At 65.7% G+C, this 26,291-nt stretch carries 19 protein-coding genes; 4 read left to right on the forward strand and 15 right to left on the reverse strand.

Annotation, left to right across the window (positions count from 1 at the left end; genetic code table 11):
- From FHR95_RS07890 to FHR95_RS07960, 15 genes are all read right to left on the reverse strand, one after another.
- Complete coding sequence (locus FHR95_RS07890) at positions 1-2,226, reverse strand: xanthine dehydrogenase family protein molybdopterin-binding subunit (RefSeq protein WP_183313992.1); 2,226 nt, start codon at positions 2,224-2,226, stop codon at positions 1-3.
- A complete protein-coding gene (locus FHR95_RS07895; protein WP_183313993.1) occupies positions 2,223-3,212 on the reverse strand; it encodes an FAD binding domain-containing protein in 990 nt (329 codons plus the stop codon). The genes FHR95_RS07890 and FHR95_RS07895 overlap by 4 nt, the downstream gene beginning before the upstream one ends.
- Complete coding sequence (locus tag FHR95_RS07900) at positions 3,209-3,736, reverse strand: (2Fe-2S)-binding protein (protein WP_040183424.1); 528 nt, start codon at positions 3,734-3,736, stop codon at positions 3,209-3,211. Before FHR95_RS07900 ends, FHR95_RS07895 begins: the two co-directional genes overlap by 4 nt.
- Positions 3,737-3,884: 148 nt before the next feature.
- Positions 3,885-5,060, reverse strand: coding sequence for a beta-aspartyl-peptidase (iadA, locus tag FHR95_RS07905; protein ID WP_183313994.1), 1,176 nt, complete (start codon positions 5,058-5,060; stop codon positions 3,885-3,887).
- Positions 5,057-7,690, reverse strand: coding sequence for a cyanophycin synthetase (gene cphA / locus FHR95_RS07910; RefSeq protein ID WP_183313995.1), 2,634 nt, complete (start codon positions 7,688-7,690; stop codon positions 5,057-5,059). The genes iadA and cphA overlap by 4 nt, the downstream gene beginning before the upstream one ends.
- Positions 7,687-8,535 (reverse strand): cyanophycinase, encoded by an 849-nt coding sequence (locus tag FHR95_RS07915; protein WP_183313996.1) that lies wholly within the window; start codon positions 8,533-8,535, stop codon positions 7,687-7,689. The genes cphA and FHR95_RS07915 overlap by 4 nt, the downstream gene beginning before the upstream one ends.
- A 242-nt stretch (positions 8,536-8,777) precedes the next feature.
- On the reverse strand, positions 8,778-9,065 hold the full coding sequence (locus FHR95_RS07920; RefSeq protein WP_183313997.1) for a hypothetical protein: 288 nt from the start codon (positions 9,063-9,065) through the stop codon (positions 8,778-8,780).
- Between the two features lie 114 nt (positions 9,066-9,179).
- On the reverse strand, positions 9,180-9,749 hold the full coding sequence (locus FHR95_RS07925; RefSeq protein ID WP_183313998.1) for a cytochrome c oxidase subunit 3 family protein: 570 nt from the start codon (positions 9,747-9,749) through the stop codon (positions 9,180-9,182).
- The gene (locus tag FHR95_RS07930) at positions 9,746-10,186 is read right to left on the reverse strand and encodes a DUF4870 family protein (RefSeq protein ID WP_040183415.1); all 441 of its coding nucleotides are present in this window, start codon (positions 10,184-10,186) and stop codon (positions 9,746-9,748) included. The genes FHR95_RS07925 and FHR95_RS07930 overlap by 4 nt, the downstream gene beginning before the upstream one ends.
- A gap of 179 nt (positions 10,187-10,365) precedes the next feature.
- Positions 10,366-11,718 carry an MFS transporter gene (locus FHR95_RS07935; protein WP_040183414.1) on the reverse strand — a complete coding sequence of 451 codons (1,353 nt, stop codon included), beginning with the start codon at positions 11,716-11,718 and terminating at the stop codon, positions 10,366-10,368.
- Positions 11,719-11,955: 237 nt separating this feature from the next.
- On the reverse strand, positions 11,956-13,458 hold the full coding sequence (locus tag FHR95_RS07940; protein ID WP_183313999.1) for an MFS transporter: 1,503 nt from the start codon (positions 13,456-13,458) through the stop codon (positions 11,956-11,958).
- 5 nt (positions 13,459-13,463) lie between these two features.
- The gene (locus FHR95_RS07945; RefSeq protein ID WP_040183411.1) at positions 13,464-13,940 is read right to left on the reverse strand and encodes a universal stress protein; all 477 of its coding nucleotides are present in this window, start codon (positions 13,938-13,940) and stop codon (positions 13,464-13,466) included.
- Between the two features lie 64 nt (positions 13,941-14,004).
- On the reverse strand, positions 14,005-15,597 hold the full coding sequence (locus FHR95_RS07950; RefSeq protein WP_040183410.1) for an MFS transporter: 1,593 nt from the start codon (positions 15,595-15,597) through the stop codon (positions 14,005-14,007).
- 269 nt (positions 15,598-15,866) lie between these two features.
- Complete coding sequence (narL, locus tag FHR95_RS07955; protein WP_040183408.1) at positions 15,867-16,532, reverse strand: two-component system response regulator NarL; 666 nt, start codon at positions 16,530-16,532, stop codon at positions 15,867-15,869.
- Positions 16,529-18,442, reverse strand: coding sequence for a type IV pili methyl-accepting chemotaxis transducer N-terminal domain-containing protein (locus FHR95_RS07960; protein ID WP_183314000.1), 1,914 nt, complete (start codon positions 18,440-18,442; stop codon positions 16,529-16,531). Before FHR95_RS07960 ends, narL begins: the two co-directional genes overlap by 4 nt.
- Positions 18,443-18,616: 174 nt before the next feature.
- Here FHR95_RS07960 and FHR95_RS07965 point away from each other — a divergent pair, with 174 nt between their 5' ends.
- The 4 genes from FHR95_RS07965 to narJ all read left to right on the forward strand — a co-directional run bounded on the left by FHR95_RS07965 (position 18,617) and on the right by narJ (position 26,284).
- On the forward strand, positions 18,617-19,954 hold the full coding sequence (locus tag FHR95_RS07965) for an MFS transporter (protein ID WP_183314001.1): 1,338 nt from the start codon (positions 18,617-18,619) through the stop codon (positions 19,952-19,954).
- Between the two features lie 198 nt (positions 19,955-20,152).
- Positions 20,153-23,935: a nitrate reductase subunit alpha gene (locus FHR95_RS07970; protein ID WP_183314002.1), complete on the forward strand. Its 3,783-nt coding sequence runs from the start codon at positions 20,153-20,155 to the stop codon at positions 23,933-23,935.
- Positions 23,932-25,506: a nitrate reductase subunit beta gene (gene narH / locus FHR95_RS07975; RefSeq protein ID WP_183314003.1), complete on the forward strand. Its 1,575-nt coding sequence runs from the start codon at positions 23,932-23,934 to the stop codon at positions 25,504-25,506. Before FHR95_RS07970 ends, narH begins: the two co-directional genes overlap by 4 nt.
- The gene (gene narJ / locus FHR95_RS07980) at positions 25,499-26,284 is read left to right on the forward strand and encodes a nitrate reductase molybdenum cofactor assembly chaperone (protein WP_183314004.1); all 786 of its coding nucleotides are present in this window, start codon (positions 25,499-25,501) and stop codon (positions 26,282-26,284) included. Before narH ends, narJ begins: the two co-directional genes overlap by 8 nt.
- The last annotated feature ends 7 nt before the right edge of the window (positions 26,285-26,291 follow it).

The following is a 26,291-nucleotide window of genomic DNA, read 5'->3' on the forward strand; positions in this document are numbered from 1 at the left end:
CTAAGTCATGATCAGCGGCGAGTCGAGCAGCGTCTCGATGGTGATCGGCAGGTCGCGGACTCGCTTGCCGGTGGCATGGTGGACGGCATTGGCGATCGCCGGGGCGATGCCGGTCAGGCCGATCTCGCCGATGCCGCGGGCGCCGAACTCGTTGAAGCGAAAGTCGGGATAGTCGAGCAGTTCGACGTCGACGTCCGGCATGTCGGCATGCACCGGCACCCGATAGTCGGCGAGATTGGCGTTGATCAGGCGCGCGTCGCGCGGATCGTATTCGAGCCGCTCGAGCAGTCCCATGCCGATGCCCATGGCGATCGCCCCCTCCACCTGGTTGCGCGCGGCGAGCGGATTGACGGCACGACCGACATCGATGCTGCTCACCACCCGGGCGACGCGCAGCCGCGAGATGCCCGGATCCCAGCGCACCTCCACGAAGTGGGCGCCGAAGGAGCGAAAACTGTACTGGCGACGCTCACCGCCCGGGGCGGCGCTGCCCTTGCCGGAGACACTGCCAAGGCGGTGTCTGGCGAGGATCTCGGCAAAGCCGGCGCGCTGTCCCTTGGCCACCAGGGCTCCTTCCTTGACCTCCAGCGACGCCCGGTCGTGGCCCGCGAAGTGGCCGCCCGGGCCAACGGCGATTTCCTGGAGGGCATCCAGGGCATCGCGCGTTGCGGCGGCTACCGCCGGCAGGGCCGTGGCGGTGGTCATCGAGCCCCCGGAGAGCGGCCCGGCGGGCAGGCTTGTCTCGCCAAGCCGCACATCGATGCTGGCCACTGGTACGCCGGTGAGCTCGGCGACCGCCTGGGCGACGATGGTGTAGGTGCCGGTGCCGATGTCCTGGGTCCCGCAGGCGGCCAGCAGCGAGCCGTCGGCACGGATCTCCACGCGTGCCTCGCAGGGCTGGCGCCCGGCGAACCAGGTGGCCGAGGCCATGCCGTAACCAATGATCTCGTCGCCTTTCCGCATCGCGCCGATGCGCGGGTCGCGAGCCGCCCAACCGAACCGCTCGGCTGCGCCCTTCAGGCAGACATCGAGCTGCTTGCTCGACCACGGCAGGTCGCGCTGGGGATCGTGATCGGCATAGTTGCGTAGACGCAGGGCCAGCGGATCCATGTCGAGTTCCAGGGCGAGTTCGTCGATGGCGGACTCCAGGGCGAAGATGCCGGACACCTCGCCCGGGGCGCGCATCGGGCAGGGGGTGCCGTGATTGACCGCCAGCAGGCGCTGGCGGGTGGCGACGTTGTCGCAGGCGTAGGCGCTCGGCGTGGCCCCGCCACAGGCATCGACGTGGCGATCGACCAGCGACGTCTCGCTGGTGCTGTCGTGATGGATCGCCATCAGCCGGCCGTCGGGATCGGCGGCAAGGCGGATGCGCTGGCGCGATGCCGGCCGCTGCCCGGTGCTCATCATGTCCTGCTGACGTGGCAGCACCGTCTTGACGGGGCGCCCCAGCAGGCGTGCGGCGGCAGCGGTGGCGACAGCATGGGGCCACATGAACAGCTTGTTGCCGAAGCCCGAACCGATGTAATGGGAGATCACCTCGACCCGTTCCGCGGGCAGGTCGAAGATGCGCGCCAGGGCATTGCGCTCGTAGAAGATGCCCTGGGTCGATTCGTGCACGATCAGGCGCGGCTCACTGCCATGCCATTCGGCCAGGGTGACATGGGGCTCGAGCGGTACATGGCTCTCGGGTGCGATGGTGTAGGTGGCGTCATGGATCACCGGCGCCGAGGCGAAGGCGATATCGGGATCGCCACGCGAATAGTCGTCGACCGTCTCGCCCTCGGCATCGCCTGACAGCAGGCCGGGCCTGACATCGTGCTCGCGCCGGTAGCGCGCGCGGACACACAGGGCGGCGGCACGCGCCTGATCGAAGGTCTCGGCCACCACCAGGGCGATATACTGGCCGTGGTAATAGATGCGCTCGTCCTCGAAGGGCAGGCGCACCTCGCTGACCTGGTCGCCGTGCTTCATGCTGTTGGGACTGCGCTGCAGCTCAGGGAAGTGCCGGTGGTGGAGAATATCCACTACCCCGGGCATGGCACGCGCCTCGTCGAGTTCCAGCGCCTCGAGGGTGCCATGGGCGATGGTGGCGGGCACCGGATAGCCATGCAGCATGCCCGTGACCTGCCAGTCGGTGGTATAGGTGGCGCGGCCGGTCAGCTTGTCTTCGCCATCGATACGCGGCGTCTGATGTCCGACGATGGCGGGGTCGTTGATCTCGCTCATGGGTGTCCCTCCCTGGCATCGCGCAGGGCGCGCACGATGGCCTGACGTGCCAGCACGACCTTGAAAGCGTTGTGGGAAAGCGGCTGTGCCTCGGCAAGGGCGGCATCTGCCGCCTGAGTGAAGGCGGCCTCCTCGGCGCGTCGACCGACGAGCAGCGCTTCCGCCTCGTGACAGCGCCAGGGCCGGGTGGCCACGCCGCCCAGCGCCAGGCGCGCCTCGCCGATCATCCCGTCGTCCAGCGAGAGCATGGCACCCGCCGAGGCCAGCGCGAACTCGTAAGAGGCGCGGTCGCGCAGCTTGAGGTAGGCCGTGCCAAGAGGCCGCAGCGGGGGGTCCAGGGTGATCGCGACGATCAGTTCGTCGTCGCCGAGCATATGCTCCAGATGCGGCGTGGTGCCGGGAAGACGGTGAAAATCGGCGAAATCGATCTCGCGCTCGCCCTGCGGGCCGTGCAGGGTGAGCGTGGTCCCGATGGCCGCCAGCGCCACGCACATGTCAGACGGATGGACGGCCACGCAGGCCTCGCTTCCACCGAGCACGGCATGCATGCGGTTGATGCCGCCGATGGCATCACAGCCGCTGCCCGGTTGGCGCTTATTGCAGGCCGCCGCCACGTCGCGGAAGTAGGGACAGCGCGTGCGCTGCATGATATTGCCGGCGGTGGTCGCCATGTTGCGCACCTGGGTCGAGGCGCCGGCCAGTATCGCCCGGGCCAGCAGCGGGTAATCCTCGCGCACGGCGGGGTGGCGGGCGAGTTCGGCGTTGGTCACCAGGGCGCCGATACGCAGGCGGTCATCCCCGAGCCGCTCGATTCCCTCCAGCGGCAGGGCGTTGATGTCGATGACCCGCGATGGACGCATGACATCGAGCTTGGTCAGGTCGAGAAGGGTGGTACCGCCGGCCACGAAGGCACTGTTCGGCTCGGCCTGGCGGTACTCCACGGCAGTCTCGAGGCTATCGGCACGGGAGAAGGCGAAGGGTTTCATGGCTGGCGGCCTTGCTGTTGCGCATTGCTCTCCAGATGGCGGCGGGCATCGGCGATGGCCGCCTGGATGTTGCGGTAGGCCCCGCAACGGCACAGGTTGCCGCTCATCGCGTCACGGACCGCGGCATCGTCGGTGGCGGCCTCCGGGTCCTCAAGCAGGGCCACGGCGGACATGATCTGCCCCGGGCTGCAGTAGCCGCACTGGTAGGCGTCATGCACGAGGAAAGCTTCCTGAACCGGGTGCAGTTGCCCCTTTTCCGCCAGTCCCTCGATGGTGGTGATGGCCTGGCCCTCGCACATCGCCGCCAGGCGCAGACAGGCATTCACCGCGCGGCCATCGACATGCACCGTGCAGGCGCCACACTGGCCATGGTCACAGCCCTTCTTGGTGCCACCGAGGTGCAACTGATCGCGTAGCACATCAAGCAGGATGGCCTGTGGGGGGACCTCGAGGGTGACTGGCTCACCGTTCAGGATCAGCCGGACGGTCAGGGTGGCGTCGGGAGGCGAGAGGGACATCTGCATTGTCAGCTCCGCGTCGGATATCGGTAGCGAGGAAGGGGACATTCGGGATCTGGAGAATGTCTTTCAGCCTAGCAGCCGATCGGACTTGGGGTTAACCGCGTCGCATCCGCCGGCTGCGTCGCGAGTTCGAGGCGCTGCGCCCGCGGTGCTACGGCGAGTCGTCCCTGGCATAGACTCGCTTCCCTGCCACGAAGGTCTGCTGCGGCTGGAGGTCGTCGTCGAGCAGGGTCACGTCGGCATCGAAACCGGCGGCCAGGCGGCCCTTCTGGCCATCGAGCCCGAGCACCCGCGCCACGTTTCCCGAGATCAGGCCCAGGGCCTGGTCGAGTGGCAACACCTCCTCGCGCACCAGGCGCTGCCAGTCCGCGATCAGGGCGGTGTTGCGCGCCACCCGCATGCCGATGTAGTGACCCTGGGCATCGAACTCGGGCAGGCTGCCGTTGCAGTCCGAGCTCATGGTGATGTGCTCGACCGGCACGCCGCGCAGGAGCAGCCGGGAGACGGCATCGAAGCCGGAGAGACCCTCCTCGCCGGGGTCCTCGAAGGCGGTCACATCCACGCTGGCGGCAAAGGCCAGCGCATAGTCGGCAGCCTCCTCGAGCAGCACGCGGTGGCGGTTGACGTGGGTGGGTATCACCTGGTCGGCGGGAATCTCGGTCTCCGCGAGCAGCCGGCGCAGCGGCTCGAGTCCCCGCTGGCCGTCACCGACATGGAAGTGACAGATGCCGCGCTTGCCGGCCAGCATGGCACCGACGCGCACCTCGCTGACCAGCCGCGCGATCTCGTCCTGGCGGGGCTGGCTGGAGCGGTGGTCCGAGATCGCCAGCTCGCCCAGGCCGATGACCTCGGGGATCCAGGCCAGGTCGCGCTGCAGGTCGCCGGTGAGGGTCGGTGGCGGCACGCGATAGGACCCCGTGTACATGTAGGCCGCAATGCCCTCGGCCCTGAGTCCCCGGACCTTGGCCAGCAGGTCCGCCGGCGAGCGGCTGATGCCGTCGGTGCCCAGCACCCCCACCACGGTGCCAATGCCCATGGCGGCGATCTCCCGGGCGGTGATCTCCGGGCAGCGGGTGCCGCAGCCGCCTTCGCCGCCGCCACCCGTCACATGCACATGCTGGTCGATAAAGGCAGGAACGGCGGTCAGATCACGCGCCTCCACGACCCGCACCGGCCAGCCCGTCGGGACGTCGAGCTCTCGCCCCAAGGCCGCTAGCCGGCCGTCGGCGATCAGCAGGTCGGTCGCCTCGAGGGGCTGGGGGGCGAAGATGCGACCGACGCGCAGCAGGGTCAGCAGGGGGGCGTCCCGCTCATCGAGGGGCATCATGGTGACTCACCGTTGGGGTCAGTCGCCGCCGGTGGCGAGAAGCGACGACCCTTCAGGCGCTCGATGGCGCCCTCGACATCGTCGATCAGCAGCACCAGCAGGTCACCTTCGCAGGCTTCGTCGAAAGCCCGGTCGACGGCCTGGTGCTCCTCCAGGACGATCTCGACCCGACAGCCCCCCATCGATTCGGCACCGTCGCGCAGCAGGTCGGCGGCTTCACCGACGGCGCGACCGCGGGCATCGGTCTCGTAGATGACGACGACGTCGTGCATCCGGGCGAGCAGGGTGCCGAGGCTGACGAGGTCCTCGTCACGGCGATTCCCCGGGGCGCTGGCCACGCTGATGCGTCGTCGGGCCGGAATGCAGCCGACCAGTTCGCTCAAGGCCTCGAGCGCCGGCACGTTGTGCCCGTAGTCGATCAGCACCTTCATGCCGTTGGCGTCGATGAGGTTGGTGCGTCCGGGATTCTGTCCGGGGGTGGGGTGGAAGGTCTGCAGGCCCATCTGGATATCGGCGATGGAGAGCCCCAGGGCATAGGCGGCCGCGCTGGCGGCCAGGGCATTGGCGACATTGAAGCGGGCATGGCCCTCGAAGGTGATCGGCACGTCCACCACCGGGATCACCTCGGCCTCGACCTGGCCCAGACGCATCACGATGCGTTCCTGGTGGACCGTGAAGGCCACCCCGTGATCGCGGACATGCTGGCGGATGGAGGCAGCCTCCGGGTCCAGGGTGAAGAAGGTGACATCGCCTCGCGCCCACTCCTGGCCGGCCATCACCCGCGGGTCATCGGCATTGAGCACGGCCGTCCCGCCCTGGCGCACGGCATCGATGACAACGGTCTTGCAGCGTGCCAGCTCGTCGAGGGTGTGGATGTCATGCTCCCCCAGGTGGTCGCTGGCGATGTTGAGCAGTACCCCCACGTCGCATTCGTCGAAGCCGAGGCCGCGGCGCATGATGCCGCCACGGGCCACTTCGAGCACGGCGTATTCGACCGTGGGTTCGCGCAGCACGATGGCCGCCGCCTGGGGGCCACTGTAGTCGCCGCGCATGATGACATGGTTGTCGATCTCGATGGCGCCGGTACAGGCCATGCCGACGTTGCGTCCCGCCTGGCGGAGCAGGTGTGAGAGCAGGCGTACCGTGGTCGTCTTGCCGTTGGTCCCGGTCACCGCCACGATGGGAATGCGGGCGTCGGTCTCGCTGTCCGGGAACAGCATGTCGATCACAGGCTGGCCGACATCGCGTCCCTCGCCGTGCGTGGGCGACAGGTGCATGCGAAAACCGGGTCCGGCATTGACCTCGACCACCGCGGCGGCCTGCTCCTCCAGGGGCCGGGTCAGGGTCTCGGCCAGCAGGTCGATGCCGATGATGTCGAGCCCGACCAGCCGCGCGATCCGCTCCGCCGCGTAGCGTACTTCCGGGTGGACGTCGTCGGTCACGTCCGTGGCCGTGCCGCCGGTGCTGAGATTCGCCGTGGGCTTCAGGTAGACGATCTCGCCGGCCGGGATGACGCTCTGCAGGCTCAGGTCCTGCTGGCCGATCAGCCTCAGCGACTGCTCGTCGAGCTGGATCTGGGTGAGCAGGTTCTCATGGCCGACGCCGCGACGCGGGTCCTGGTTCTCCCTGTCGACCAGGGCCTGCAGGGTGGCGACGCCATCGCCGATCACATGGGCCGGGCGGCGCCTGGCCGCGGCCACCAGCTTGCTGTCGATGACCAGCAGACGGTGGTCCTCGCCCTCGATGTACTGCTCGACGATCACCGAGGGGTTGTGGCGGGAGGCGATGCCGAAGGCCTCGCGCAGGGCCTGGTCATCGTCGACGTTGGTGCTCACGCCGCGGCCATGGTTGCCGATCAGCGGCTTCACCGCGACGGGGTAGCCGATGGCGTGCGCGGCCTCGAGGGCGTCATCGAGGCAGTCGCAGACACGGCCCTCGGGAACCGGAATGCCGGCATCGCCGAGCACCTGCTTCGTCCAGGCCTTGTCACCGGCGATGCCGTAGCCGATCAGGTCCGTATGGCCGGTTACCGTCGCCTGGATCCGCTGCTGGCGGTGGCCGTGACCCAGCTGGATGTAGCTGTTTTCCTCGCTCAGGCGGATGTGGGGAATGCCACGACGCTCGGCGGCCGCAATGATCGAGGCGGTGGAGGGCCCCAGCATGTGGGCGTCGCGCACCTGCTTGAGGCGCTCGATGATCGCCGGCATGTCGATCGCCTCGCCGGCGAACAGTCGCTCGACGAGGTCGACAGCCTCGATCCCGGCCGCCAGGCCGCAGGCCTCGTCACGGTAGCGGTAGACGACGTTGTAGATACCGGGCTCGTAGCTGTCGACGGTCTTGCCGTAGCCCACCGAGAAGCCGATCAGGTTCTGCAGCTCGATCGCCACATGCTCGACGACATGGCCGGCCCAGGTGCCACGCTCCAGTCGCTCCAGGAAGCCGCCGGGCCGGCCCACCGAGCAGCGGTGCTCCTGCAGGGTCGGTAGCAGGGCGGCAGTCCGCTCGACGATACCGGCGACGGTATCGCTTGGCTTCTCCTCGAGGTCGCCGATGTCCAGGCGCATGAAGATCGCCGGGTAGCGGCTGTAGTAGTTCGGGCCGCGCAGTGCCCGGTGCTCGAGAATGTTCATCGACTCTCCGCGAGAATGGCGCCGAGTTCGTGGGGGACGAGATAGCGCCGTGCCTCGATGTCGAACCCGTGGCCGCTGACCAGCGCATGGAGGATCATGTGCTCGACGGCCACCGGTTCGCCCATGGAGAGGTCGGCAATGTTCGAGCTCGCCAGGTCCCGGCTGTCGATGAGGACGACATGGCCCGGCCCGATGGCCTCGAGGATGCCGTTGGGGTGGATGATCACGCCGGCATCCTCGCCCAGGCCCACCCCGAGGTATTCCGGGTTGCTTGCCCCGACCTCCATCAGGCGCGTGAAGCGCCCGCGCTCGAGGAAGTGGCTGTCGATGATGAGGCCATCGACGAAGCCCAGGCCGAAGGTCATGTTGACGGCGCCCTTGCGCAGGGCATCGGCGGCGGCGCCGTTGTAGATCATGGTGCCCGGCATGGCTGCCGCACCGGCACTGGTCCCGGCCACCACTGCGCCGTCCTCGAGGCGATCACGGATGGCACTCAGCACCGGAGATCCCCCCAGGACATTGGTCAGGCGCAGCTGATCACCGCCGGTGAAGAAGATGACGCCGCTCTGTTTGATCAGGCGAACGGTGTCATCCTCGGCCGCCTGCTGGCGGTCCCGGATCCCCAGCAGATGGACGCGGCTGGCGCCGAGGCGAGAGAAGGCCGCTTCATAGTCGGGCAGCACCTCGTCGGGAATGCCACTCGCGGTGGCGATGACGGCGACCTCGTCCTGGCCCTCGGGGGCCAAGGCAAAGACCTCCCGCAGGATCTCGAGATCGGAGGTCCTGTCCTCGGCGCCGCCGATGGCCACGATGCGGCCGGGTGCCACGGGGTGTTGGGAAGTCATAACTTTCGTCGCCGAGCGACGCTTTTGAGCCAACGCAGCAGCCACGTTCGCGTGAGTCAGTTGCCGAATGGGCAGGGTGCTTGCTGCCTGCACTTTCACTTATAACAGGCATCTCGGCGCGGGGCACGATCTTGCTGGTTTACCGTAACGACAGGAGGTGACGCGAGATCGCGACGTGCCAGCGGGCGCCGGGGGGTCTCTCGCCTTCGCACCGCGGCAGGGGGGAGCGGCCGGCGTCGGCGTCAGCCGGTCAGCCGCGCTACCAGGTAGCCGCCGGCGATCAGTGCCAGCGTCAACACCACCAGGCCCACGAAGGTGCCCTTCCAGGCCGGCGTGGCGGCGCGCAGGTTGAGGTAGACCATCAGCAGCCGCTGGGCCTTGAAGCCGGTGGCGGCGATCACCAGGCCCGCCGACCATAGCGGCAGTGCCTGCCAGCTGTCCTGATCCAGCTGCGCCGAGATCATCGAGAGCAGCGTCAGGGCCATCAGCGTGGCCCAGGTAATGAGCAGGCGGCGGGTGCCGGGCAGCATGTCATGGTCACCTCGGGAGGGAGCCCTCAGCTTTTTGTTTGATAGAGAGCCCTCAGCTTGATAGATAGCCCTCAGCTTGATGGAGAGCCTTCAGCGCAATAGGGAGCCATCAGCTCAACGTAATAGATAGAGCAGCGGGTAGAGCAGGATCCAGATCAGGTCGACCATGTGCCAGAAGGCGGCAGCGGTCTCCACGTTCTCGATGGAGGTCCGCCAGGTCACCAGCGCCAGCAACGCCAGGCCAAATAGCACATGGGCAAAATGGAACGCCGTGAGCCCATAGTAGAAACCGAAGAAGGCGTTGGTCTCCGGGGTGATGCCGACGGCGAACTTGCCGGCATACTCGATGCCCTTGATGACGCCGAACAGCACACCCAGCGCCATGGAGGCACCCAGCCACTGGCGGGTACGGCGAATCCGTCCGGCGCTCACCGCCTCCACCGCCAGGGCTACGAAGAGTCCGCTGGTCAGCAGTACCAGGGTATTGAGCCCACCCAGCAGCGGATCGAGCTCGCGCTGGGAGGCATTGAAGAGGGCCGTTGCCGCCACTCGTTCCGCGGCATACAGCGCGAAGAAGGCGCTGAAGACCAACATCTCGCTGAGGATCAGCACCCACATCAGCGGGTTGCCGGGCAGCGCCGAGAGCGGTCCCCAGCCGGGATTGGGAAGTGCCCGTTCCTTCATTCGTCGGCCAGGGTCACCCGGGCACCGCCAAAGGCCAGGCTGCGCGGGTCGGCCACCGGCTGGTTGGAGGTCAGGCGGCTGATGCCCACGCCGCAGCGCGCCACCATCCAGATCAGGCAGACGGTGAAGTAGACATAGCCCAGCGCCCAGGGCGCCACGGCTGGAGCGCCCACCAGCCCCAGCAGCTGCCAGGTGGCGACGAATAGCCCACCGCCCAGCATGCCCAGCCAGAAGGTGCGGATCTGGAACTGCAGATGGCTTTCTACCCAGGGCTCGGCGCGCTGGCGCTTGAGGTGGGCGATCAGTACGCCGATAGGCGCGGTGACGACGGTGAGCACGCTGCCCAGGAAGAGCATGTAGACGACGATGGCCACGCCGCGGCCACGAGCGCTCTTGTCGGCGTTGACGGGCAATTCATGGGCCAGGGATTGGGACATGGGAGATACCTCGCATCCGGCAGGTCGGCCGGGACCATATCGAGGCCCCGACCTATTGATGTATTTCATATGCCACTATAGCGTGAGACGCGGCGGATTTTCCTGGCCTGGATCAAGACACTCCACCGAAAGCACGAATGCCACCCGCAGGTGGCATTCACGTCGTTCGTTACGTGGCGTCACTCCTTGCGCTGCTGCGACCGCCGGTGCTCGGCATACTGTTCGGCTGGCGCCTGGATCTCCGGCAGGTAGCGATAGCGCTCTTCACCGAGTTCGGGAAGGCGCTGGCGCTCCATGCGCCGGATGGCACCGTGCATCCAGGCGAGGGATACCGCCACCAGCACGAACAGCACCATGTAGGAACTGGTCCAGATGCCGGTGAGATCGAGCACGGCACCGAACAGGATCGGCAGGAAGAAACCGCCCAGGCCGCCGATCATGCCGACCAGGCCGCCTACCGAGCCGACGTTCTCCGGATAGTAGACCGGGATGTGCTTGTAGACGGCGGCCTTGCCCAGCGACATGAAGAAGCCCAGCAGCACGGTCAGCACCACCACGCCCCACAGCGGCATGGCGAGCGAGAAGGCGATCTCGCCCTCCTTGCCCTGCACGACGTAGCGGGTCTCGGGATAGGCGAGCAGGAACAGGCAGGCCAGCGAGGCGATGAAGGTCAGGTACATGATCGCCCGCGCGCCGTAGCGGTCGGACATCCACCCGCCCAGGGCGCGGAACACGCTGGCCGGCAGGGTGTAGAGGGCCGCCAGTGAGCCGGCCACGGCGATGCTGACGTCGTAGGCGCCGACATAGTAGCGCGGCAGGTAGGAGGCCAGGGCCACGAAGGCACCGAACACGAAGAAGTAGTAGAGGGCAAAGCGCCACACCTGGAGGTGCCTGAGCGGCTCGAGCTGGTCCCGGGCGGAGGAGCCCTTGCCGCCCTGGCCGCGGCGGGCGCGGGTCATCGGATCCTCCTTGGAGAACACCCAGAAGCCCACGGCGACGGCCGCCAGCACGATCGCATAGACCACCGCGGTCTGCTCCCAGCCCAGCGCCAGCAGCAGGAAGGGAGCGGCAAAGTTGGTCACCGCGGCCCCTGCGTTACCGGCACCGAAGATGCCCAGCGCCGTGCCCTGCTTCTCCTTCTCGAACCAGTAGGAGGTATAAGCGATACCGACGATAAAGGAACCCCCGGCCAGGCCGACCCCGAGTGCCGCGACCAGAAACATCGCATAGCTCTCGACGTAGGAGAGCAGGAAGACACAGACGGCGGTGATCAGCATCAGCACGCTGAACACACGCCGACCGCCGAACTGCTCGGTCCAGATGCCCAGGAAGATGCGACTGATCGAGCCGGTGAGGATCGGGGTCGCGACCAGGATGCCGAACTGGGTCTCGTTGAGTCCCAGGTCCTGCTTGATCTGGACACCGATAATGGAAAAGATCGTCCATACCGCGAAGCAGGTGGTGAAGGCCAGGGTACTGAGGCCCAGCGCCCGGTATTGCTGGGGCCGGGTTACCCCCTCGAGATGTTGCATGGCGTGCCTCCCTCGACGTTGCGTGAAGCTTTGACTTACAGCCTGTCAGCCTTGGCGAGATCGAGTTTGATGTGCATCAATTTCAGCGCTGGCCTACCTCCTCAAATCTCATCTCTATCTCGTTGGTGATAGCCTCGGGGCCGCACTCCTCGTTGCGTCACCAGCGACGCGCGATACCGTGGCTCAAGACGCAGCGACCCGGGCGGTCGTTGAACCGCCCGGGTCGGGGGAAACGCCTCAGCGCGAGGCCTGTCCGGCCTTTAGCGCTGCCTGCTCTTCGATCATGCGATCCACCGAGGAGACGTGATACTCCTCGTCGAAAGCGCCCTCGGGCTCCTTCAGCCAGATCAGGCAGATCAGCCAGCTGAGGAAGGCGCCGGTGGCAATGATGTAGAAGAACTGGGTCGGCGTGACGAAGGTGAAGATGGTCAGGTAAACCACCGCCCCCACGTTGCCGTAGGCGCCGGCCATGCCTGAGATCTGGCCGGTGATACGACGCTTGATCGAGGGAATGATGCCGAACGTCGCGCCTTCGGCCCCCTGCACGAAGAAGGAGGTGAAGATGGTGATGGCCACGGCGACGATCAGCGGCCAGCTCGAGTTGAGCATGGCCATCAGCACGAAGCCGATGCCGATGCCGAACATGTAGCTGAGCATCACGAAGCGGCGGTTGCCCATGCGGTCGGAGACCAGCCCGCCCATGGGGCGCGCCACCAGATTGACGAAGGCGAAGGACGCCGCAATCAGGCCGGCCATGGCGGCACTGAGGCCCCAGGTTTCCTCGAAGAACATCGGCAGCATCGAGACCACGGCCAGCTCGGCACCGAAGTTGGCGAAGTAGGTGCTGTTCAGCGCCGCCACGCTGCTGAAGGGGTACTTGTCGTCTTCGGGGACACCTTCCTTGAGGATCGGCACGTTGACGCGCAGGATCTGGATGATCTGATAGATGACGACCGCGACGATGGCCAGATAGGCGATCACGGCACCGGTGGTGGAAAGGTAGCCCATGTTCTGGATGCGCCACACCAGGATGCCCAGGACGCCGACCAGCGGGATGGTCCAGAGGATCAGCTTGATCATGTCGGCCCAGCTGCTGACCTCCATGGCGGCGGCCTTGCGCGGCTTGCGGTGGGCCTTGGGATCCGGACCATCGGTGATGCCGAACCAGTAGTAGACGCCATAAGCCGCCATCACGATGGCGCTTTGGGCGATGGCCCAGCGCCAGCCGTCGTCACCGCCGTACATGGTGATGGCGATGGTCGGCAGGGTCATGGCCGCCGCCGCCGAACCGAAGTTACCCCAGCCGGCATAGAAACCCTCGGCGAAGCCGATGTCCCGTGGCTTGAACCACAGCGCGGTCATGTGAATACCGACCACGAAGCTGGCGCCGATGGAGCTGAGCACCAGGCGCGAGACCAGCAACTGCGCCATGGTATCGCCGAAGGCGAACACCAGGGCCGGGACCGACATGGTGACCATCAGGATCGAGAACACCCGCCGCGGACCGAAGCGGTCCAGCGCCATGCCGACGATGATCCGCGCCGGTATGGTCAGGGCCACGTTGCAGATGGCGAACAGCTTGATGTCGTCCTGGGTCAGCCAGTCGACGCTCTTGAGCATGCTTGACGCCAGGGGCGCCATGTTGAACCAGACATAGAAGGTAATGAAGAAGGCGATCCAGGTCAGGTGCAGGGCCCGGATCTCGGGACTTTTCACCTTGAAGACGGAAGAGACTTTCATGGTCGTTATTCCTGTGTTGCCGATTCGCCGGTGGGAAGAATCAGCAAGGGACACTCGGCACGGCGGGTCAGGAAGGAGCTGACGCTGCCGAAGGTCATGTAGTCGAATTCATCGAAGATGGCATTCAGCGACTTGGCGATGAAGCTCGGATCGGGTTCGTGACTGTGACGTGCGATCACTAGCAGATCGGGCCGCTCCTTGTGCGTCGCTTGCAGCAGCAGCTTGCGGGCATCGCCTTCGGCGATCAGCAGTTCTGCATCGAATCCGGCCTTCACGGCCGTCTCCACACCCTCCTGCAGCTGTGCCTTGAGCTCCCGGTACTCCTCCTGGAAGAGCTCCTCGTTGGCATCCGTGGCATCCCGCGGGTTCTCGGCGACCCCGACCAGCACCAGGGTGGGCGCGCTGTTGTGGAACATCTGCATGGTCTGTTCCAGGGCAAGCCTGGCATTCCGCGAACCATCGTAGGCAAGCATGATCTTCATGGCGGATCTCGCTATCTCGGGTAGGGGCGCCCGGGATCTTCCCGGGCGCTACCGGCTTGATGAATCAGGGGTTCTTCACGTAGGCGTTCTTGCGCAGATAGAACCACCAGTTGACGACCAGGCAGAGGGCGTAGAAGACCGCGAAGCCGTACATGGCCATCTCCGGGGTGCCGGCCTTGATCTGCTCGCCCATCACCCGCGGGGCGATGAAGGCGCCGTAAGCGGCCACCGCGGAGGTCCAGCCCAGCACCGGCCCCTTCTGCTGCAGGTCGAAGATGAAGCCGATACTGCGGAAGGTGGAGCCGTTGCCGATGCCGCTGGCAGCGAACAGCACGATGAACAGCATCAGGAACATCCAGAAGTACTGATTGGGGTCGGTGGCGTTGTAGGCCAGCATCATCACGTAGCCCACGGCGGCGGAGGCCAGCACCATCACCACGGAGATCGCCTGGGTGACGATCGCACCCCCCACCTTGTCGGAGATCCAGCCGCCCACCGGGCGGATCAGCGCGCCGACGAAGGGACCCATCCAGGCCCAGGTCAGGGCACTGGGTGCATTGGGATTGGCCACTCGCATCAGGTTGCCGTCGGCGCCCACTTCCATCATGTTGCCGAAGATGACGCTGATGGAGAGTGGCAGCGCCGCGGAGAAGCCGATGAAGGAGCCGAAAGTGGCGATGTAGAGCACCGTCATCGCCCAGGTATGCTTGTTGGAGAAGATCGCGAACTGCTTCTGGATGTTCGGCTTGATGTCACCGGGAATCAGGCGCAGCAGGAACAGGGTCAGCACGATGGTCAGCGGCAGGGCGATCCACATGTTCAGCCAGCCCAGCGCCACGACGCCGATGATCGAGGCCAGGAACCCCACGCCATAGAGCCCCAGGATCTTGCCGAAGGCCTGCACCGGAGAACCGGGATTGGGCGTGATGGCGCGAATGTTGTTCATGCCGAACCAGCCGGCGAAGGCCAGCGGGATCAGAAAGACCAGCCAGATGAAGCCGGCGTTCTGGATCCAGGTATCGGTACCCGCCTCGATACGGCCGATCAGGGTACCGCTGGCCTTCTGCAGCTCCATCGGATCGCCGCCCAGCGCACCGAAGATGCCGACGGTCATCACCAGCGGAATCAGGATCTGCATGGTGGTCACGCCGAAGTTGCCGAGGCCCGCATTCATGCCCAGGGCATAGCCCTGCTGCTTCTTGGGGAAGAAGCTGGAAATGTTGCTCATCGAGTTGGCGAAGTTGCCGCCACCGATGCCCGAGAGCAGCGCCAGGGCCTGAAACACCCAGAAGGGCGTGTCCGGATTCATCAGCGCGATGCCGGTGCCCAGGGCGGGAATCATCAGCAGGGCGGTGGTCAGGAAGATGGTGTTGCGCCCGCCGGCGATGCGGATCATGAACGAGGCCGGGATGCGCAGCGTGGCGCCGGCGAGGCCGGCGATGGCGGTCAGCGTGAACAGCTGGTCCACCGTGAAGGGGAAGCCGAGGTTGCGCATCTGGGTGGTGATCATGCCCCACATCAGCCACACGGCGAAGCCCATCAGCAGGCTGGGAATGGAGATCCAGAGGTTGCGATTGGCAACCTTCTTGCCCTCCTTCTCCCAGAACTCCTCGTTCTCGACATCCCAGTGTTCGATGTCGGCGTTCTTTCTGGTCATGGTGTGTTTCCCTCCGAGCGCTTGCGTTAGGCCCCGGCCAGCGGTCGCGGTTGACCGATATCAAGAGGCAGGGCTTTGTCGCGCAAGATACGCCTGGACGGAGGGCGGCGAAACGGGGAGAAAATGCCGCAAAATCGGCGGGATACCTCCAGCGAGGTAGGAGGTATTCGCCGACAAGTCGTTGATATTTAAAATATTTTTATAGAGACGGCGAGCGTGGCGAGAGCCAGAGGACGCGGCGGGAGTCTTTGGAGGTATCCACACAGAACCTACTTGTCCACGCCCTCCTGAACGGCCCATACCGCGGCTTCGACCCGCGAGCGCAGATTGAGCTTCTTGAGCAGATGCTTGACGTGAACCTTCACCGTGCCCTCGGTGATATCGAGCTTGCGGGCGATCAGCTTGTTGGAGAGGCCGGCGGCCAATTCGCGCAGGATCTCGCGCTCACGCTGGGTCAGGCTGTGGATATCCGGAGCCGCAGGCTGGTTGCGCTGGCTGCGCAGGGCCTCGGCCAGCAGGGCGGTGAGGCTCTCGCTGATCACCATGCGACCCAGCGCCGCCTGGCGCAGCTGGCGCACCATCTCGTCGGGGTCCATGTCCTTGAGCAGGTAGCCGTCGGCACCGCTGCGCAGGGCGGCCACCACGTCCTCCTCGTGGTCCGAAACGGTGAACATCACGATGCGCCCGGCATAGCCCTGCTCGCGCAGCGCCTTCAGGGTGGCGATGCCGTCCATACCGGGCATGTTGAGGTCGAGCAGGATCATGTCGGGGTCGAGCTCACCGGCGAGCCGGATCCCCACCTCCGGCTCGCCCGCCTCGCCGGCCAGCACCAGGTCGTCTTCCAACTCGAGCAGTTGCGACACGCCGCGGCGCAGCAGCGGATGGTCATCGATGAGCAGGATCGTGGCAGGGGTGTCGTGATCGGTGAGTGTCATCCGGGCGAGTTCCTGTGTCCGTGTGGAATGGCGGTGGTCTCGGGGCCGCTGGCCGGCTGCTGGGCGATCAGTCGCGCGGTCTGCGGGGAGAAGGTGAGCTCGACGAGGGTGCCGCCCGCCTGGCGGTTGCGCACCGCGAACTCACCGCCCAGGGTATCGGCACGGTCGCGCATGATCACCAGCCCATAGTGCATGGGGGGCGAGCCGCTATCCGGCAGTCCGATGCCATCGTCCTCGACCATGACATGCAGCCGGGCCTGCTGGAAGCGCACCGTGACCGCCGCCCAATGGGCGTGGGCATGCTTGTGGATGTTGGCCAGCGCCTCGCGCACCACCTGCAGCACATGGATCTCCTCGTTGGGATTGAGCAGGTGCGGCGGGACGTCGAAGAACAGCTCTACCTGGCAGCCCAGCCGCTCGGCGAATTCCTCGGTGGTCTGGCGCAAGGCGCTGGAGAGGCCGGGCCCCTCGAGCTTGAGGCGGAAGGTGGTGAGCAGCTCGCGGAGCTGACGATAGGCGCTGTCGAGCCCGGTACGCAGCTCGCCGAAGACCGCTGTCTGCGCGTCGCGAGGCATCTCCTTGGCCTGCATGCGCTCGAGCCTGGCGACCTGCATCTTGAGGTAGGAGAGCGACTGGGCCAGGGAGTCATGGAGCTCCCGGGCGATGATGGTGCGCTCGTTCATCAACGTCACCTGCTGCTGCTGCTCGATGCGCCGCTGCAGGTACACCGCCGTGGCCAGCTGGTCGGTCAGGGCGTTGAGCAGCCGGCGGGTGCTGTCGGTGAGCTCGCGGTCCTGGGGATACCAGACTTCCAGAGTGCCGAGCAGGGTGGCGCCGACGCTCACCGGCAGCAGCAGGCACTCCGCTTCGCCGTCTTCGGAGAGCGCCAGCGGCTCGGGGTCGAGCAGGCAGGCGTGGCAGTCATGGTCGCGACAGTAGGTCGGTCGGCTGGGTGAGTGGGTAGCGAGAATCGGTACCTCGCGGTCGTCATAGGGGTCGTGCAGCGAAAGCCGAATCGGACCGATCTCGAGCAGCTCCTCGATGCGGCGCAGCATCGGGGCAGCACTGGCGCAGAGGTCATTGCCGCCACCGTAGAGGGCCCGGCTGCCGTCGTGAAGCACCTGCATGACCCGATTGCTGCGCTCGAGCTCGGCCTTCTTGCGCGAGACGCGTGCTTCCAGCGCCGCGTAGCTGGCGCCGAGTTCCTCGGCCATGCCATCGAAGGTGCTGCCCAGCAGCGCCAGCTCGTCGCTGCCCTTGAGCTGAGTTCGGTAGCCGAAGTTGCGACGGCCGGCCTCCCTGGCCAGCACCACCAGCTGGTGCAGCGGGGCCACCAGGTTGTGGCGGATGTCGTAGAGGGCGATGGCCACTACCACGGCGGTCAGCGCCAGGAAGAGAATCTGCAGTACGCTGAGCAGGCGGATCTTGGCCTCGCTGTTCTGCTCCAGCTGGGAGACCAGCTGGTCGATGTCACCCACCAGGCCGTCCAGGGTCTGACGGAGTACCTCGACGTCCACGCCCTCGCCTGCAATGGCGCGGCTCACCTTGGGGGCCAGCGCTTCGTCCCAGCGGGTCCGGAGCATCTGGTACTGGGTCTGCAGGGGATGATCCTCGGCCTCGGGCAGGGCCTCGGTCAGCTGCGGGCTGTTGAGTCGCTCGCGAAAGCGTTCGCTGAGTACCTCGACACGCTCGCGCTGCGACGCCTCGGGTTGGCGTTCATAACGCTGCAGGGCAGCGACGATCTGGTAGGTATTCATGCGCAGCGAGCCGGCCACGTTGATGGCGGCGGCATCACCGCGGCTGCCGTTGGCGACCACCATGGTCACCACGATGCTGATCAGTGCCATGGCGCTGATCGCCAGCAGCGAGGCGACGATGCGCGCCACCAGAGAGCGTTGCAGCAGTTTCATCGGCGGGTGGGGCCTCCGCGCGCGTTACAAGTCCATGGATTCAGGGTGTCACTATACCCTAGTGGGTAGTGATAGCTCCCTCAAAGGTGTACCTCCCTTGCTCTTTTGACGCCCCGGGCGGCGCTCCCGAGAATTCAGGAACCCTTCACAAAACCTGCACAAAGCCTGCCGCCCATGACTCGCAACGACGAGACTTCACCGCCGCTGCCGCGTGCCGACCCGTCACAGGACGCGTCGGCGCCTCCCGGCTATCGGGCCCTGGTGGTGGTGATTCTGTCACCGCTGGCCTTCGCCCTGGTCTTCGCCTGCTGGACCCTGTTTGCCATGCTCGGTGTGGAGCTGCGTCGCGACCTGGCCCTGGGCGGCGTCGGCTTCGCGGTGCTGCTGGCCATGCCGATGCTCGCCGGGGGCCTGGCCAGCCTGCCCATGGCGCTACTGGCCCGGCGCTTCGGCGGGCGCCGAGTAATGCTCGGCTGCCTGCTGCTGATCTGCCCCTTTCTGTGGTGGATCAGCCAGGCGGACCACTATCTGGAATTTCTGATGGCCGGCCTGGGCCTGGGGCTGGGCGCCGGGGCCCTGGCCGCCGGCCTGGTCTATGTGGCGGAGCTGGGGCCGCCTCGACATGCCGGCCTGGCACTGGGCTTCTACGGGGCCGGCATGGTCGGGGCGGGGCTGAGCTACCTGCTGCTGCCGCTGGTCAGCCAGGCCTATGGCTGGCGCATGGCGCCGCTGCTCTACCTGTTGCCGGTACTGCTGATCGCGGCATTGCTATGGCTGTTCGCCGACGATGCCGATGCGCCCGCCTCCCCCGAGACAACCGAGGACGGGGATGACGAGGCACCGCCGACGCGGGGCTCGCCAAGGACGCGCGTCGTCCGCGTCGCCTGCCTCCTCGCCGACTGGCAGCTGTGGCGACTGGCGATCACCTACAGCTTCTTCTTCGGCGCCTTCGTGGCCCTGGCGCTGTGGCTGCCCGGCCACCTGGCGGCCCGCTATGGCCTCTCGCTGCAGGCCGCGGCCCTCTGGGCCTTGCCCTTCACGCTGGCAGTCGGAGCGGGCCAGGTGATCGGCGGCATGCTGGCTGATCTGCGCGACTTTCGCAGTCTGCGCTGGTGGGTCAGCGCCTTCGTACTGGTCTGCCTCTTCCTGCTCTCCTATCCCCCCTTCTCCATGCGCATCGAGGGGATACATGGCGAACTGACGCTGCGCTATGCGGCCCCGCTATGGGGTTTTTTGGGACTGCTGGTGGCCATGGGCGTCGCCATGGGGATAGGACAGGGTAGCCTGATGCGGCTGATCCATCGTGATCATGGCAGCGACATGGCGCTGGTGGGTGGGCTGGCCCTGACCTTGGGTGGACTCTTCGCCGCCTTGCTGCCGCCGGTTTTCGTGCTGGGTGGCGAGTGGCTGGGCGTACGTACGGTGGGCTTCATGTTCCTCTATGCGGCGCTGGTGGCATGCATGTTGATCATGCTGGCCGATCATGCGCGAGATCGGCGCCGTGCCCGCTGAACGCGCCATCTAACCCCTCCTTTTTACGCGTCTATCCCCTTGGAGGTAGAGGGCATGTATATGGAGGTAACCGGGCAGAATTGTGCCTTCCAATCCCCCAGAATTCCCTCCATGGAAGCTGCCTGAGCCCTGTGAGGGAGTGGCAGTTCGAGTGGCCGGGGATGGCCACGCATCTTTTCAGGAGCCTGGAGAGCGACCATGAGTCACTTCATCGATCGGCTGAACTTCTTCCGCAAGGCCCGCGAACCCTTCGCCAACGACCATGGTGAAGTTCGCCAGGAGTCCCGCGAGTGGGAGAACAGTTACCGGCAGCGCTGGCAGCATGACAAGGTGGTACGGTCCACCCACGGGGTGAACTGCACCGGTTCATGCAGCTGGAAGATCTACGTCAAGAATGGCTTGGTCACCTGGGAGACCCAGCAGACCGACTATCCGCGCACACGGCCGGACCTGCCCAACCATGAGCCTCGTGGCTGCCCGCGCGGCGCCAGCTACTCCTGGTACATGTACAGCGCCAACCGTCTCAAGTACCCCCTGATCAGAAAGCCGCTGCTCAAGCTGTGGCGCGAGGCTCTCGAGGCCAAGGGTGATCCGGTCGATGCCTGGGCCTCCATCGTCGAGGACCCCGACAAGGCCAAGCAGTACAAGCGCGCCCGCGGCATGGGTGGCTTCGTGCGCGGCAACTGGGACGAGCTCAACGAGCTGGTCGCGGCTTCCAACGTCTACACCGCCAAGCAGTACGGGCCCGACCGCATCATCGGCTTCTCGCCGATTCCCGCCATGTCGATGGTCAGCTATGCCGCCGGTAGTCGCTACCTGTCATTGATCGGCGGCGTCTGCATGAGCTTCTACGACTTCTATTGCGACCTGCCGCCGGCCTCGCCGATGACCTGGGGCGAGCAGACCGACGTGCCCGAGTCCGCCGACTGGTACAACTCCGGCTATATCATCGCCTGGGGCTCCAATGTGCCGCAGACGCGGACGCCGGATGCCCACTTCTTTACCGAGGTGCGTTACAAGGGCACCAAGACCGTTTCCATCACCCCGGACTATGCCGAGGTCTCCAAGCTTACCGACGAGTGGCTCTCTGCCAAGCAGGGCACCGATGCCGCGCTGGCGATGGCCATGGGCCACGTCATCCTCAAGGAGTTCCACCTCGACAAGCCCAGCGCCTACTTTACCGACTACGTGCGCCGCTACTCCGACATGCCGTTCCTGGTCGAGCTCGAGCCCCGTGAAGACGGCAGCTATGCGCCGGGACGTCAGCTGCGTGCCAGCGATTTCGATGCCAGCCTGGGTCAGGAGAACAACCCGGAGTGGAAGACCGTCGCCTGGGACGAGACCCGCGACCAGCTGGTGGTGCCGCGCGGCTCCATCGGCTTCCGCTGGGGCGAGACCGGTGACGAGGTCGGCAAGTGGAACCTCGAGCCCCTCGACGCCGAAGGCACCGAGATCAAGCCGCTGCTGAGCCTCGCCGAGCACCACGACAGCGTGGCCAAGGTCGCCTTCCCCTACTTCGGCGGCATCGAGCACGAGCACTTCGACCATGTGAAAGGCGAAGGCGCGGGTGCGGCGGATGACCTGCTGTTCCACAATCTGCCCGTCAAGAAAATGAAGAAGGCCGACGGCAGCGAGATGCTGGCGGTCACCGTGTTCGACCTGATGTGCGCCAACTACGGCATCGACCGCGGCTTCAGCGGTGATAGCGAAGATGACGGTGCCACGTCCTACGATCAGATCCGCCCCTATACCCCGGCCTGGCAGGAGAAGATCACCGGTGTGCCAGCGGCTCAGTGCGCGCGCATTGCCCGTGAGTTCGCCGACAACGCCGACAAGACCCAAGGGCGCAGCATGATCATCGTCGGTGCCGGCATGAACCACTGGTACCACATGGACATGAACTACCGCGGCTTGATCAACATGCTGGTCATGTGCGGCTGCATCGGTCAGAGCGGGGGTGGCTGGGCCCATTATGTGGGTCAGGAGAAGCTGCGCCCGCAGACCGGCTGGACCCCGTTGGCCTTCGGTCTCGACTGGCAGCGTCCGCCACGTCACATGAACTCCACCTCCTTCTTCTACAACCACTCCTCCCAGTGGCGCTACGAGAAGCTCGAGATCAAGGAGATCCTTTCGCCGCTGGCCAAGGCCGAGGACTATCCGGGTAGCCTGATCGACTTCAACGTGCGCTCCGAGCGTATGGGCTGGCTGCCCTCCGCCCCCCAGCTGGGCACCAACCCGCTGCGACTGGCGAAGCAGGCCGAGGAAGCCGGGATGTCGACCAAGGATTACGCCGTTCAGCAGCTCAAGAGTGGCGAGCTCTCCTTCGCGGCGGAAGACCCGGACAATTCCCAGAACTTCCCGCGCAACATGTTCATCTGGCGCTCCAACCTGCTGGGCAGCTCTGGCAAGGGCCATGAGTACATGCTCAAGTACCTGCTGGGCACTCGTCACGGTATCCAGGGCAAGGACCTGGGTGAGGAAGGCGGCACCATACCCGAAGAGGTCAAGTGGCATGACCAGGCGCCCGAGGGCAAGCTCGACCTGCTGGTGACCCTGGACTTCCGCATGTCCACCACCTGCCTCTACTCGGACATCGTATTCCCCACGGCGACCTGGTACGAGAAGAACGACCTCAATACCTCCGACATGCACCCCTTCATCCACCCGCTGACCGCGGCGACCGACCCGGCATGGGAGTCGCGCAGCGACTGGGAGATCTACAAGGGCATCGCCAAGGCCTTCTCGAAGGCCTGCGTGGGGCATCTTGGCGAGGAGACCGACCTGGTCACCCTGCCGCACCAGCACGACTCCCCGGCGGAGCTTTCCCAGGTCGAGGTCAAGGACTGGAAGAAGGGCGAGTGCGAGCCGATCCCGGGCAAGACCATGCCGGCACTGATCGAGGTCAAGCGCAACTACCCCGAGACCTATGAGCGCTTCACCTCCGTGGGCCCGCTGCTCCAGAGCATCGGCAACGGCGGCAAGGGCATCAACTGGAACACCGAGTCCGAGGTCGAACTGCTCGGCAAGCTCAACCATCGCAAGCTGGACGGGCCGCACAAGGGGCGTCCGCAGATCGAGAGTGCCGTGGACGCCGCCGAGATGATCCTGACCCTGGCGCCGGAGACCAACGGCCAGGTCGCGGTGAAGGCCTGGGACGCGCTTTCCAAGATCACCGGGCGGGATCACACCCACCTGGCGCATCCCAAGGAAGACGAGAAGATCCGTTTCCGCGACATCGTTGCCCAGCCGCGCAAGATCATCTCCAGCCCGACCTGGTCCGGCCTCGAGGACGAGCACGTCTCCTACAATGCCGGCTATACCAACGTCCACGAGCTGATCCCCTGGCGCACCGTCAGCGGCCGCCAGCAATTCTACCAGGATCACCCCTGGATGCGCGCCTTCGGCGAGAGCCTGCTGGCCTATCGGCCGCCGATCAATACCAAGGCGGCGCAGGGCTTCACCCTGCCGGCCGACAATGGCTACAAGACCAAGGCGCTGAACTTCATCACGCCGCACCAGAAGTGGGGGATCCACTCCACCTACAGTGAAAACCTGCTGATGCTGACATTGTCGCGCGGCGGCCCCATTGCCTGGCTGTCGGAAGACGATGCGCAGTCGATCGGCATTGAAGACAACGACTGGATCGAGCTTTACAACGCCAATGGTGCGATCACCGCCCGTGCCGTGGTCAGCCAGCGGGTCAAGACCGGCATGGTGATGATGTACCACGCCCAGGAGCGCATCACCAATATTCCCGGCTCCGAGGTCAGCGGCACGCGTGGCGGCTTCCATAACTCGGTCACCCGCATCTGCCCCAAGCCGACTCACATGATCGGCGGCTACGCGCAGCTCTCCTACAGCTTCAACTACTACGGCACCGTCGGCTCCAACCGCGACGAATTCGTCCTGATTCGCAAGATGAAGAACATCGACTGGCTGGATGGCGAAGGCAATGACACCGTGCAGGAGGCCGTCAAATGAAGATTCGTTCGCAAGTAGGCATGGTCCTCAACCTCGACAAGTGCATCGGCTGCCATACCTGCTCGGTGACCTGCAAGAACGTCTGGACCAGCCGTGAGGGTGTGGAATACGCCTGGTTCAACAACGTCGAGACCAAGCCCGGCATCGGTTATCCCAAGGAGTGGGAAAACCAGCACAAGTGGAAGGGCGGCTGGCTGCGTCGCAAGGATGGCAAGATCGAGCCGCGCATCGGTGGCAAGTGGCGGGTGCTGGCGAACATCTTCGCCAACCCCGATCTGCCGGAGATCGACGACTACTACGAGCCGTTCACCTTCGATTACCAACATCTGCACACCGCCAAGCAGGGCGAGCATCAGCCCACAGCGCGGCCGCGTTCGCTGGTCTCCGGTGAGCGCATGAACAAGATCGAGTGGGGCCCGAACTGGGAGGAGATTCTCGGCACCGAGTTCGCCAAGCGGCGTAAGGACTCGAACTTCGAGAAGATCCAGGCCGATATCTACGGCCAGTTCGAGAACACCTTCATGATGTATCTGCCGCGGCTTTGCGAGCACTGCCTCAATCCGACCTGTGTGGCGTCGTGCCCGAGTGGCGCGATCTACAAGCGCGAGGAGGATGGCATTGTCCTGATTGATCAGGACAAGTGCCGCGGCTGGCGGATGTGTATCTCCGGCTGCCCCTACAAGAAGATCTACTACAACTGGAAGACCGGTAAGTCCGAGAAGTGCATCTTCTGCTATCCGCGCATCGAGGCCGGCCAGCCGACCATCTGTTCCGAGACCTGTGTGGGGCGGATCCGCTACCTCGGCGTGCTGCTCTACGATGCCGACCGCATCGAGGAAGTGGCCAGTTCCCCGGACGAGCGTGACCTCTATCACCGCCAGTGTGAAATCTTCCTGGACCCTAACGACCCAGAAGTCATCGCCCAGGCCAAGAAGGACGGCATCACCGACAATGTGATCGCTGCCGCCCAGGCCTCGCCGGTCTACAAGCTGGCCATGGACTGGGGCCTGGCACTGCCGCTGCACCCGGAGTATCGCACCCTGCCGATGGTCTGGTACGTGCCGCCGCTGTCGCCGATCCAGTCGGCCGCCGAGGCCGGCAACGTCGAGTTCGACGGCGTGATGCCGAAGATCGAGTCGCTGCGCATTCCGGTCAAGTACCTGGCCAACATGCTGACCGCCGGCGAGGAAGAGCCCGTGGTACTGGCACTCAAGCGTCTGATGGCGATGCGCCTCTACATGCGTGGCAAGCACGTCGAAGGCAAGGCCGAGACCGAGGTGCTGGAGAGCGTCGGCCTCAGCGAGGCCCAGGTGGAGGATATGTACCGCTATCTGGCCATCGCCAACTACGAGGATCGCTTCGTGATCCCCACCAGCCATCGCGAAATGGCCACCGAGGCCTTCCCGGAGCGCGGCGGCTGTGGCTTCACCTTCGGCGACGGCTGTCACGGCGAGAGCAAGCCGAGCCTGTTCAACGGCCGTTCACAGACCACCACCCTGGTACAGCCGGTGGAGACCTTCGACCCCCAGGCACAGGGCAAGCAACAGCACGAGGAGGTGCGTCATGGCTGAGGCAGCCATCCAATACCCGGTGGCGGAGCCTGACATGCTGAGTCTGCGTGTGCTGGCCCGGCTGCTCGACTATCCCTCCGCGGAACTCCAGGCGGCTGCGCCGGAGCTGATCGAGATCATCAACGACGAGCGCCGCTGGGAGGCGGCGCTGCGCGCTCGCCTGATGGACTGGTGCCAGCGCCTGCTGGAGGCCGACCTGCTGGAACTGCAGTCCGAGTACGTGGCGCTATTCGACAAGGGTCGCACGACCTCGCTGCTGCTCTTCGAGCACGTTCACGGGGAGTCCCGAGATCGTGGCCAGGCGATGGTCGACCTGATGGCCGAGTACCGCGCCGCGGGCTTCGAGCTCGATGCGCGTGAGCTGCCCGACTACCTGCCGATGTTCCTGGAGTACCTCTCGACCCGCCCGGAGGCCGATATCGGCCGCTGGCTGGGCGAGATCCGTCATATCCTGGCGTTGCTCAGTGCGCGCCTGGAAGAGCGCGAGGCCGACCATGCCCTGGTGCTGCTGGCGCTGCTGGCGCTGATCGGTGCCGAAGGGGACGTCGACGCCCACCGCGAGACGGTGAAGGATGAAGCCCCCGATGATACCCCCGAGGCGCTGGACGAGGTCTGGGAAGAGGAAGCGGTGCGCTTCAGTGCCGCCTCCGACGAGGACTGCGCGCTGCAGTCCGCCGAGGGTCGCCGCCTCGCCGAGCGCAAGCAGGCCGTGCCCAGCGACCCCGTCAGGATCATGCCCGGCAGCGGCCATACCGACCGCACCGTGACCGATCGCTAAAGGAGAA

Source organism: Halomonas fontilapidosi (assembly GCF_014192285.1).
Classification (GTDB): Bacteria; Pseudomonadota; Gammaproteobacteria; order Pseudomonadales; family Halomonadaceae; genus Halomonas; species Halomonas fontilapidosi.

Coding starts and splice junctions, on each gene's coding strand:
- FHR95_RS07930 (WP_040183415.1), bottom strand. CDS start 10,186: ATGTCCCAATCCCTGGCCCATGAATTGCCCGTCAACGCCGACAAGAGC.
- narJ (WP_183314004.1), top strand. CDS start 25,499: ATGGCTGAGGCAGCCATCCAATACCCGGTGGCGGAGCCTGACATGCTG.
- cphA (WP_183313995.1), bottom strand. CDS start 7,690: ATGAACATTCTCGAGCACCGGGCACTGCGCGGCCCGAACTACTACAGC.
- FHR95_RS07895 (WP_183313993.1), bottom strand. CDS start 3,212: ATGAAACCCTTCGCCTTCTCCCGTGCCGATAGCCTCGAGACTGCCGTG.
- FHR95_RS07940 (WP_183313999.1), bottom strand. CDS start 13,458: ATGAAAGTCTCTTCCGTCTTCAAGGTGAAAAGTCCCGAGATCCGGGCC.
- FHR95_RS07960 (WP_183314000.1), bottom strand. CDS start 18,442: ATGAAACTGCTGCAACGCTCTCTGGTGGCGCGCATCGTCGCCTCGCTG.
- iadA (WP_183313994.1), bottom strand. CDS start 5,060: ATGATGCCCCTCGATGAGCGGGACGCCCCCCTGCTGACCCTGCTGCGC.
- FHR95_RS07920 (WP_183313997.1), bottom strand. CDS start 9,065: ATGCTGCCCGGCACCCGCCGCCTGCTCATTACCTGGGCCACGCTGATG.
- FHR95_RS07945 (WP_040183411.1), bottom strand. CDS start 13,940: ATGAAGATCATGCTTGCCTACGATGGTTCGCGGAATGCCAGGCTTGCC.
- FHR95_RS07890 (WP_183313992.1), bottom strand. CDS start 2,226: ATGAGCGAGATCAACGACCCCGCCATCGTCGGACATCAGACGCCGCGT.
- narL (WP_040183408.1), bottom strand. CDS start 16,532: ATGACACTCACCGATCACGACACCCCTGCCACGATCCTGCTCATCGAT.
- FHR95_RS07950 (WP_040183410.1), bottom strand. CDS start 15,597: ATGACCAGAAAGAACGCCGACATCGAACACTGGGATGTCGAGAACGAG.
- narH (WP_183314003.1), top strand. CDS start 23,932: ATGAAGATTCGTTCGCAAGTAGGCATGGTCCTCAACCTCGACAAGTGC.
- FHR95_RS07915 (WP_183313996.1), bottom strand. CDS start 8,535: ATGACTTCCCAACACCCCGTGGCACCCGGCCGCATCGTGGCCATCGGC.
- FHR95_RS07900 (WP_040183424.1), bottom strand. CDS start 3,736: ATGCAGATGTCCCTCTCGCCTCCCGACGCCACCCTGACCGTCCGGCTG.
- FHR95_RS07970 (WP_183314002.1), top strand. CDS start 20,153: ATGAGTCACTTCATCGATCGGCTGAACTTCTTCCGCAAGGCCCGCGAA.
- FHR95_RS07935 (WP_040183414.1), bottom strand. CDS start 11,718: ATGCAACATCTCGAGGGGGTAACCCGGCCCCAGCAATACCGGGCGCTG.
- FHR95_RS07965 (WP_183314001.1), top strand. CDS start 18,617: ATGACTCGCAACGACGAGACTTCACCGCCGCTGCCGCGTGCCGACCCG.
- FHR95_RS07925 (WP_183313998.1), bottom strand. CDS start 9,749: ATGAAGGAACGGGCACTTCCCAATCCCGGCTGGGGACCGCTCTCGGCG.